The organism is Brevundimonas sp. CURTG3B2_SDJG, assembly GCF_057364705.1.
In genome coordinates this window covers 1-3,999 of sequence record NZ_JBNFOJ010000254.1, presented here as the reverse complement: position 1 = coordinate 3,999, position 3,999 = coordinate 1, and the positions used below count along the sequence as shown (strand labels likewise).

Sequence of the window (3,999 nt, the reverse complement as noted above, 5' to 3'; positions counted from 1 at the left end):
AGGTCGGTCTCCTGGCCCCGGAGGCCCTGAGGCGACGCCCAGGGCGGCCTCGGCGCGCCCGGCGGCGGCGTTCAGGTCGGTGACGGCCGAGGCGAAGGCCAGTTGGCCGGCGCGCAGCGCGCTGAGCTTCTTCTCCAGGCGGACGCCGTATCCCAGCGCCGCGACCAGCAGCAGCATCAGCACGCCGTCGAGGATCATTCCGGTCATCAGCGTCTTCCCTTGGCCAGGCTCGAGGCCGCTTCGATGTTCACCGGGGCCTCGACCCGCACCGCGATGTGCTGGCCCTTGCGGCCCATGCGCCCCACGGTCAGCGGGATCGACCCGGCCCGGACCGAGATTTCGGAATCGGGGGTGGCGTTCAGCATCAGGGTGTCCCCGACCTTGAAGTTCAGAACCTGCGACAGCGGCAGCTGCTGCTCGTCCAGGACCGCGCGCACCTCGGTCTCGGTGGTCCAGAGCTCGGTGGCCAGGTGGCCTTCCCAGATGTTGTCGCGGCCGAACTTCTCGCCCATGAACTGCTGCAGCAGCATCTTCCGGATGGGCTCGAGCGTGGCGTAGGGCAGCAGCAGCTCGATGCGCCCTCCCCGGTCCTCCATGTCGATGCGCAGCTTGACCAGGATGGCCGCATTGGCGGGACGCGCGATGGCGGCGAAGCGCGGGTTGGTCTCCAGCCGATCCAGGTTGAAGTGAACGGGCGTCAGGGGCTCGAAGGCGGCGCGGGCGTCGGCCAGCACCACCTCCACCATCCGCTGGACCAGCACCCGTTCGATGGTGGTGTAGGGCCGCCCCTCGATGCGCAGGGCCGCGGTGCCGCGACGGCCGCCCAGCAACACGTCGACGATCGAGTAGATCAGGTTCGAGTCGACCGTCAGCAGGCCGTAGTTGTCCAGCTCCTCGGCCCGGAACACCGCCAGGATCGCCGGCAGCGGGATGGAGTTCAGGTAGTCGCCGAAGCGGATGGACGAGATGTTATCCAGGCTCACCTCGACGTTGTCCGAGGTGAAGTTGCGCAGAGACGTCGTCATCAGCCGCACCAGGCGGTCGAAGACGATCTCGAGCATCGGCAGGCGCTCGTAGGACACCAGCGCCGAGTTGATGATCGCCCGGATGCCCGAACGCTCAGAGCCGTCGTCCTCGCCCAGGTCGAAGCCCAGGAGGCTGTCGATCTCGTCCTGGTTCAGGACCCGCTCGGACACCGCCGGGCGATCGTCGACAACGTCCGGCTCGGCGAAGGGATCGGGGCTTTCGGCGAAGGCGGCGTCGGTCATCCGCTACTGCACCAGCATTTCTTCGATCAGCACGGCGTCGACCTTGCCCGGGGCGGCGATCAGGTTGACCCGGCGCAGGATCTCGGCGCGCAGCTGAAAGCTTCCGGCCGAGCCGGCCAGGTCCTCGGGCCGCAGTTCGCGCAGGAACCCCTGGAACATGTCCTGCATCCGCGGCATCTCGGCCTGCAGGTGCTCGGCCAGGGCCGCGTCCTTCATCTCCAGGGTGAGCTTCAGCTTGAGGAAGGTCGGACGCCCCTCGGCGCCCTGAATGTTCACCACCATGTCCGGCAGGGTGTAGAAGGTCACGCCGTCCGGCCCTTCGGAGATGACGCCCAGAGAGGCGTCGGCCGCCGCGTCGCCGCCGCCATGCCCGCCGCCCTTCTTCTCGCCCTTCTTGGCGTGGCCCTTTTCGGCGCCGTGGCCGCCGGCCTCGGCCGAGGCGGCCTTGGGCTGCATCAGCAGGAAGGCCGCGCCTCCGCCACCGCCCAGCAGGACCAGGGCGGCGGGGATGACGATGAACAACAGGGGCAGCTTCTTCTTGGCGGGCGGAGCCTCGCCGTCTTCGGGAGCATGCCCGTGCGCGACGGCGAGCTGGGTCGCCTCGTCGCCCGCGGGCGCCGCCTCCCCCTTCTTCTTGCCGAATTTGAACATGCGCCGAGCCCCGAGAATCTCCAGTCCCATTCGAGCTGTTTTTGGTTAACGTAGCCGTTTAGAACCGGCAAATCCTGCCGGGCGCCCGCGCGCCCGATCGCCCCAAAGCCCCGCCGTCACTGGGTTAACCCTGTTGGCACGCCCGTTGCGAAGAGGCGGTGCGAAAGGAGCCGCCCGTGGAAAACGCCGCCTACGTCGGACTGTCACGCCAGATGACCCTGCGCCGCGAACTGGATGTCGTGGCCAACAACATCGCCAATGCGGACACCAACGGCTTCAAGGTCGAGCAGCTGCTGGTCGGCGCCGAGGTCGGCGAGCGCGCGCGCAACGCCTTCGTCCGCCCAGGCGTCAGCTTCGTGCTGGATAACGGCGTGGGGCGCGACTATGGCCAGGGCGCGCTGGAGCAGACCGGCCGGATCCTGGACTTCGCCATCGAGGGCGAAGGCGCCTTCTTCAAGCTGCGCGACGGGGCGGGCGAGGCCTACACCCGCGACGGAGCCTTCACCCTGGACGCCGAAGGCCGCCTGACCACCCAGGGCGGCCACGCCGTGCTGGGCGACGGCGGCGAGATCGTCCTGGACCCCGAACTGGGCGAGCCCTCGGTCGGCCCCGACGGCACGATTAGCCAGGACGGCCAGCTGGTCGGCCGGCTGTCCGTGGTCCGTTTCGACACCCTGGGCGCGCTCGAGAAGGGCGGCGACGGCCTGTACCGAAACGCCTCCAACGCCCCCGCCCAGGAAGCCCCGGACGCCCGCGTGCGCCAGGGCATGCTGGAGGGCTCCAACGTCAATCCGATCCTCGAGATCACCAACCTGATCGAGATCCAGCGCGCCTACGAGAGCGTGACCCGGATGATCGAGAACAACACCGACCTGTCCCGGCGCGCCGTCGAGCGCCTGGGCCGGGTCTCGTAAGGGAGCACTGAGACATGCGCGCGCTGAGAACCGCCGCCTCGGGCATGGCCGCCCAGCAGCTGAACGTGGAGGTCATCTCCAACAACATCGCGAACATGAATACGGTGGGCTACAAACGCCAACGGGCCGAGTTCCAGGACCTGCTGTACCAGAACGTCGAGCGGATGGGCGCGCAGTCGTCCACCCAGGGCACCGTCGTTCCCACCGGCATCCAGATCGGCGCGGGGGTCAAGGCCGGCGCGGTCTATCGCGTCACCGAACAGGGCACGCCCACCAACACCGGCGGCCGGTACGACATGGCCATCGACGGCAAGGGCTATTTCCAGATCCTGATGCCCTCGGGCGAGACGGCCTACACGCGCGCCGGCAACTTCGCCGTCAACGGCGAGGGCCAGTTGGTCACCGACGACGGCTATGCGGTGCAGCCGAACATCTCGATCCCGCAGGACGCCATCGACGTCTCGGTGTCCAAGTCCGGCCAGGTGCAGGTCATCACCGCCGGCCAGACCGAACCCGCCATCGTCGGCCAGCTGGAGCTGGCGACCTTCTTCAACGAGGCCGGCCTGGAAGCCATCGGCGACAACCTGCTGCTTGAGACCACCGCCTCGGGCGCCGCCAACATCGGCACGCCGGGCGAGGTCGGCTTCGGCGAGATCCTGCACAAGTTCACCGAGGCCTCGAACGTCGACGCGGTCTCCGAGATCAGCGCCCTGATCGTCGCCCAGCGCGCCTACGAGATGAACTCCAAGGTGATCACCACCGCCGATCAGATGCTGTCGGTCAGCGCGCAGGTGAAGTCGTGATGAGCCCAATCTTTCCGCTCATCCCCGCGAAGGCGGGGACCCAGACCTTTGGACGGATGGTGTGGAAGTCGGCACGCCACCGCCCATCCCCAGGTTTGGCGCTCCGGCGAAAGAACTGGGTCCCCGCCTTCGCGGGGATGAGCGGAGCTTTCGTGGTGTTCGCCGCTTCCGCCGCCCTGGCCGGTCCGGTGGCGTTGAAGGCCAATCCCGTCGATGACGACGCCGCGTCACCCTGGGCGACATCTTCGACGGCGCCGGCGCCGCCGCCGGGGTCCGTCGTGGGCCAGCGCGTCGGCCCCTCGGTGGTGTTCGAGGCCGGCCAGTTGCAGAGCCTGGCGCCGTCAATCGGGGCTGGACTGGGCA

4 protein-coding genes and 2 pseudogenes are annotated in these 3,999 nt (G+C 68.5%); 3 read left to right on the top strand and 3 right to left on the bottom strand.

The window, feature by feature from the left end; genetic code table 11:
• The 3 genes and pseudogenes from AC2W7C_RS14440 to AC2W7C_RS14430 all read right to left on the bottom strand — a co-directional run.
• Positions 1 to 207 (bottom strand): annotated as a pseudogene (locus AC2W7C_RS14440) (hypothetical protein); the annotation flags it as partial.
• The gene (fliM, locus tag AC2W7C_RS14435) at positions 207 to 1,268 is read right to left on the bottom strand and encodes a flagellar motor switch protein FliM (RefSeq protein WP_486002050.1); all 1,062 of its coding nucleotides are present in this window, start codon (positions 1,266 to 1,268) and stop codon (positions 207 to 209) included. The pseudogene AC2W7C_RS14440 and the gene fliM, both read right to left, overlap by 1 nt.
• A 3-nt stretch (positions 1,269 to 1,271) precedes the next feature.
• A complete protein-coding gene (locus AC2W7C_RS14430) occupies positions 1,272 to 1,949 on the bottom strand; it encodes a flagellar basal body-associated FliL family protein (RefSeq protein ID WP_486002049.1) in 678 nt (225 codons plus the stop codon).
• Between the two features lie 146 nt (positions 1,950 to 2,095).
• Here AC2W7C_RS14430 and flgF point away from each other — a divergent pair, with 146 nt between their 5' ends.
• The 3 genes and pseudogenes from flgF to AC2W7C_RS14415 form a co-directional block, all read left to right on the top strand.
• Positions 2,096 to 2,833 (top strand): flagellar basal-body rod protein FlgF, encoded by a 738-nt coding sequence (gene flgF, locus AC2W7C_RS14425; protein WP_486002048.1) that lies wholly within the window; start codon positions 2,096 to 2,098, stop codon positions 2,831 to 2,833.
• Between the two features lie 14 nt (positions 2,834 to 2,847).
• Positions 2,848 to 3,636 (top strand): flagellar basal-body rod protein FlgG, encoded by a 789-nt coding sequence (gene flgG / locus AC2W7C_RS14420; protein WP_486002047.1) that lies wholly within the window; start codon positions 2,848 to 2,850, stop codon positions 3,634 to 3,636.
• A gap of 155 nt (positions 3,637 to 3,791) precedes the next feature.
• A pseudogene (locus AC2W7C_RS14415) lies at positions 3,792 to 3,999 on the top strand (hypothetical protein); the annotation flags it as partial.

Excerpts from the sequence above, each read along its gene's own strand:
- AC2W7C_RS14430 (WP_486002049.1), bottom strand. The coding sequence starts at position 1,949 with ATGGGACTGGAGATTCTCGGGGCTCGGCGCATGTTCAAATTCGGCAAG.
- fliM (WP_486002050.1), bottom strand. The coding sequence starts at position 1,268 with ATGACCGACGCCGCCTTCGCCGAAAGCCCCGATCCCTTCGCCGAGCCG.
- flgG (WP_486002047.1), top strand. The coding sequence starts at position 2,848 with ATGCGCGCGCTGAGAACCGCCGCCTCGGGCATGGCCGCCCAGCAGCTG.